A 5158-nucleotide genomic window follows, 5' to 3' on the forward strand; every position below is an offset into this window, starting at 1 on the left:
GGCCGGAGCCGGTATAGGCACGATGGTTATGCCAGGTCTGGGGACTGTCGTCGGGGCGGGCATTGGCTTTTTGGCCGACAGCCTATTTTAAGGAGGGCGAAGGTGAAGGGCGTATCAGGATTAGCTGAAGGATTTCTGGCCGGCTTCAACACAATGGATCGCTACCAGCGTGGCCAGCAGGAAGAAGAGCGGTTAGATAAGGCGATGAGCCTGCGTGATGCCATGTGGCAGAACGAGCAGGAGCGGCAAAAGGTGGCGGATACGCGCTATCAGGAGGAGCTGGGTTACAGCCGTGGTCGCGACAAGGTTGCTGATGAGCGGGCAGATCGCCAGTTCGCGCTCACCGAGCGCCAGGTAAAATCTGCCGAGGCCCGCGCCAACGCATCAGAGCGCAGAGCCGCAGCCAGTGAGGCTCGCCAGCAGCAGGAGTATGAATGGCAGCGAGAGCTTCGTAACAAGCAGCTCTTTCAGCAGGAAAACATGCCGATCATCCAGTCGGGTTGGCAGGCAGTGGCCGAAGGCAGGGATCCGGGTGATCAATTTTGGCGTGTTGTCCGTGATCCGCGGGCCGGCTCGTTCAACCCTGAACGCTATCTGCAGCAGGATTATGCCGAGGCGGGCAAAACCTTTGTCACCCATGCCGGTAACCTGATGCGCCAGGCTCAGGAGGGAAGGCTGGATCCCTCTACGCCGGAGGGACATGCCGCGGTCAACGATCCGGCGTTCATTCAAGCTGCAGGTACCCTATACCAGGAGGAGATCAACAAGGGGGTCGGGGACATTGACCCCGAGAGCGGGAAGACAATTAAGGCCAAGAAGCTCAGTAACATCATGGTGACTCCAGATGCTCGTGGTGTGGTGTTGGGCGTAGAAGTGACCTATGACGATGGTAGTACCGATATTCGACCGGTCACCAATAATCGCACCTCGGCACCGGATGACCAGCCCAAAGTTATCCCGCTCAACGACTTCTTGAAACCTGCTTATCAACGCGCCGCATTGTCCAAGCACATGATCAGCAATGCAGACCAGCTACGAACCGCGCTTGGATTGACGGCAGGCCCTGACCAGGCTGGCTACAAGAAAGCGATAGCTGATCTCGAAAAGCAACATGGCCAGAACCGGGCGCGGGTTTCTGCCAGTAATACTGACGATAAGGATGTTCAACTCGAGGCGTTGGACGCTCAGCTTGAGCAGAGCAAAGCAGCTCTGGCGGAAATCTATGGTGTTGCTAACAACGCCGATGAGCCAAAGCAAGAGGCGCCGCTCAAAGCCTGGACCGGTGGTGATCCAGAGCGTCTGCGATTCGTTAAAGAGGCAAATCAGCATGGCAAATTAAGAGGGCTGATGGAAAGTCCGGCGAGGATGAATACTGCATTCGAGTTGTGGCGCCAGAATACGGCCAAACAGCAGGAGGCGGCTCAGGCTAACACGACAGCGACTCGTCTACGTGATGCCAGGCTGGAAGCCTATAAGGCAATGAGCCAAGCCCAAGGACATTAATAGGTATTTTCCTTTGACGCTATTTTAGCTCGGCAAAAAGATTTGATCGAATCCTTTTGGGTTGTAAGAGGTTAATGTTGGCCTGTATGGCATTGATTTTAAAGCATTTTCGCTGTGTAGATGAGCATTCGGCATCACGCAATTGATGTTTTTATCAGTTATCGTTTTGTGTGAATTCGTATAGCTTGATTAAGCGTAGTAATTACGTTGAGTTCCATATTCATCTAGTTGCTAGCGCTGCTCGTTTAAATTTTGTTATTTTTCATGAATCATCAACATTAATATAGGGTGTTATAGATATGGGAAATAAAATCCTCAAGCTGAAATTTCAGGGCGAAAACTTTGGTTATGTGAAATTGACTAAAGGTAGTGACACCTTTTATGGAAATGGTTCAGAGGACGATGCCGTTGAATTTGAGTTGGTGAAATACAAAGATAGTAAAACTCAGTTTTATTTCAAAGTGGCAGGCACAAAAGATAGCTATTTGGATTTCAGCCCAACTTCTTCTGTGGTAAAAGTCACGAAGCCCTGGTTAAGCGTAGAAAGCTCCACTATTTGTGCCTGGGAGCTGATCGGCAATGAGCTGCATGTTATTTATTCTGGGAAAGACACAACCAAAGCAATTAGTCGTAGTAAAGCAGACCCATTATCAACTGCGCTGTATGCGAACTCCCCGATTGATGGTAATCACTGCACCGTTGAAATTCTGGATGCTACATCTAAAACTAAGAATGAGCATAAAGACGAGCTTCAGCACGCTCTAGTGTAGTCGGTGGTCATATAGCACTTGAAATGTGAGGATACCTCTCATTTTGTTTATAAGCTCAGTGAGCATGTGGGACGCTGAGGTTGCTTGAATTTTAATTATTCCAACGTTAGCATCTCCCCATAATCGGCCAGTTTGTTTTTTGGTCGCTCGCATCTGAAAGCCCTGAGCAGTTCGCTGTTCGGGGCTTTTCTTTTTTACAAAACCCCGAGGACGACATGCATAAGCTTGGACTGCGTGAGGCTTTGCCACAGCCGCAAATATCCGATACCCGCACCGATCCCTTTTGGAACAACCTCGATAGCAACCTATCCGAAGCCGCCTCTTCAGCATCATCTGCCACCAGACCTGCCCGAAATCTCGATGTTGGGTTAGGTGATGTGGCTCGTGGGGTAGGGGCTGGGGTACTGGATCTGATTGGCGGCATTGGAGAGTTAGCGCACCAGGCAAGTGACTTCGGCAAAGAGAACGCCGGCAAGCAGGGTGGCGATTACCTGGAGCAGGCCCGGGCCAATATGGCCAGCAAGCTGAGCCCGGTACTGGATGTAGTGGCCGGGGCTGGAGAGCTGGCGCAGTCAGGTGCTGAGTCCCTGACCGAGGGAATGAGCAGTGATGCAAAGGAGGCGTTGAACCGTAGGCTGGTCGATGAGACGCCTGAGGGGCGGTTAACCCTCGGCGATGGTGCTGGGGACATCGATGTATGGGCCATGAAGATGGCACAGGGCATTGGCTCTTTGGTACCGACCCTTCTGGCTGGCGGCGTGACTGGAGTAGCGGCTAAGGCCAGTATCGGGCGTGCTGTCACTACATCCATGCTCAAACGAGGGGCTACCCGGGAGGTTGCTGAGGCCGTCGCTGCCAAGACTGTATCCCGGTTGGCGACTGGGGCCGCAGTAACGACCGGGGCAACAGGCTCGGTTGGTAGCACTGGGGTTAATACCCGGGAGACCGTGCTCAATATGAGCTTTGATGAGCTGGCGGCCAGTACCACCTTCCGGGAGGCGTTTGCTCGTATTGACGAAGATCAGCAGACCCAGCACCTCTCGGACGAGGACAAGCTGGCGCTGGCCAGGCAAGAGACTGCCAACGTTGCCAGCCGTACCACCATGAGTGATGCAAAGACATGGGGCGCAGCGGCTGTAGGCTCCATGATGGGTGATGCCATGCTGTTCAAGATGCTGGCCGGAAAGATGGCTGCTGGAGGCGTGCTGAAAGGGGCGGCGAAGGGGGCCGCAGGCGAGGGGATCAGCGAAACCATTGAGGAGGGTGTGCAGCAGTATGCCGTGAATGAATCTCTAAACGAGATTGCTGGGGCGGACATTGAGCCAATGCAGGGGGTTATCTCCAGTGCTCTGGAGGGCGGTCTGATTGGCATGGGGGCTGGCGGGGTCGTTGGCTCTGTCGGTGGCGCCCGAGGTGGCAAACCCATTTCAACCGATGCACCATCGGCAGAGCCAGGCTCTGTTGTCGATGGTTCCCCCATCTCGCCTGAGCCGCCAGCGGATGTTGCACCTGCGGCATCTGCACCGGAGAGTGTTGATGTTGCCGCTGAACCCGAGCTTGCCGCAGATAAGTCACCGTTAGGCCCCAGTTCCAGCCAGTTCGATGAGCTGCGTGATGTGCCCGCTTACCTGCGCCGCGACGATACCGCTGAACGCTACAAGGGTATGGCTGCCGATAGCGAGGTTCAGCGAGCCCTGGCCGGTGAGTTTGGACAGTCAGTGCAGGAGTTGGTTGCTTCACAGATGCAGGCCGGCACTCAGGGCAAGACCCTCTATGAGCGTGCTCAGGCCGGCGAGCTCGGACTTGACCCGTTCGCTGGCAACAAGAGCACCCAGCAGGTGGCCATGGAGAACCAGCGCCAAGCCCTGCCACTCAAAGATGTGATCTTTGCTGGTGACGCCAATGCCGCTCGGGGGGTGACCAAGGAAGGCCACTTTGATGACAAGCAGGCCGGCACTGGCCCACAATTCGGTGGCGCAGAGCGCACTCGCTGGCAAAGCGGGCAGGAGGGGGATGTGTTGCCGTCAGAGACATCTTCCACCAAGCCTGCTGGCGAGCTGCCGGGCGCTGTGATTGAGGGTGAGGCTCGCGAGGTCGGCACCGAGTTGCCACACCGCAATGTGGTCTATGGGGCGGATCAGCGACAGCCTGATGCCAACCCGATGCGCGGCAGTGCCACAGAATCGGAAATTGGCCCGCTCCAGACCCTCCGTATCACCCGCAAAGGCAAGCCATTTACCACTGAGAAAGAGGCGGCTATGGCCAGCCGCAAGGGTAAAGAGGTTCCTGTGAAGCTCAAAGACGGTGGATTTGGTGTTGCTGAACTGGCAGAGGTCGAGCAAGTTCAGCGCAGAGCGGTTGAATCTTCTGCCACCAATCAGGACGATACCGGTAACAGCGGAGCACTCCCTGCAGATAAGCACAATCCCGAGGTGAATCATGACCAGCCTGCCGAGATACTTACGCTTAGCAGTGACCGACAAGGTGATCAGCCTGGAGCAAGCGCGCCAGATACAGCGAGTTCTGAACCATCCTCTGCCGAACTCCTCAGCAGAACTGGAGCCGGAGATCCAGAAGGTCTCGCTGCTCCTATACCTACACCAACTCGACAGCCGAGCGATGACCAAACACTGACGACCCCGGCCAAAGATGCCGGGGTTGTTGTTTTTGAGCCTGCCACAGAAGTAGAAGCCGCACGTGCTGATGTCGATACAGATCCGACGCCGGCACAGAAGGAGGCTGGTAACTACAAGAAAGGCCACCTCAGGTTGCACGGCCTGAACATCACTCTGGAAAACCCCAAGGGTTCAATCCGAAGCGGTGCTGATAAGGATGGTAAAGCTTGGCAGACCAACATGGCGCATGACTATGGCTACATCAAACGC

The 5158-nt window shown here is 55.0% G+C and carries 2 protein-coding genes and 1 pseudogene; all 3 read left to right on the forward strand.

The window, feature by feature from the left end:
- Positions 1–102: 102 nt before the first annotated feature.
- Complete coding sequence (locus tag AACS18_RS14420; protein ID WP_258228714.1) at positions 103–1503, forward strand: hypothetical protein; 1401 nt, start codon at positions 103–105, stop codon at positions 1501–1503.
- A gap of 299 nt (positions 1504–1802) precedes the next feature.
- Complete coding sequence (locus tag AACS18_RS14425; protein WP_108612520.1) at positions 1803–2273, forward strand: hypothetical protein; 471 nt, start codon at positions 1803–1805, stop codon at positions 2271–2273.
- 215 nt (positions 2274–2488) lie between these two features.
- A pseudogene (locus AACS18_RS14430) lies at positions 2489–5158 on the forward strand (LPD38 domain-containing protein); the annotation flags it as partial.

This window comes from Aeromonas sp. HMWF015 (assembly GCF_963878965.1).
In the GTDB taxonomy this organism is placed as follows: Bacteria; Pseudomonadota; Gammaproteobacteria; order Enterobacterales; family Aeromonadaceae; genus Aeromonas; species Aeromonas veronii.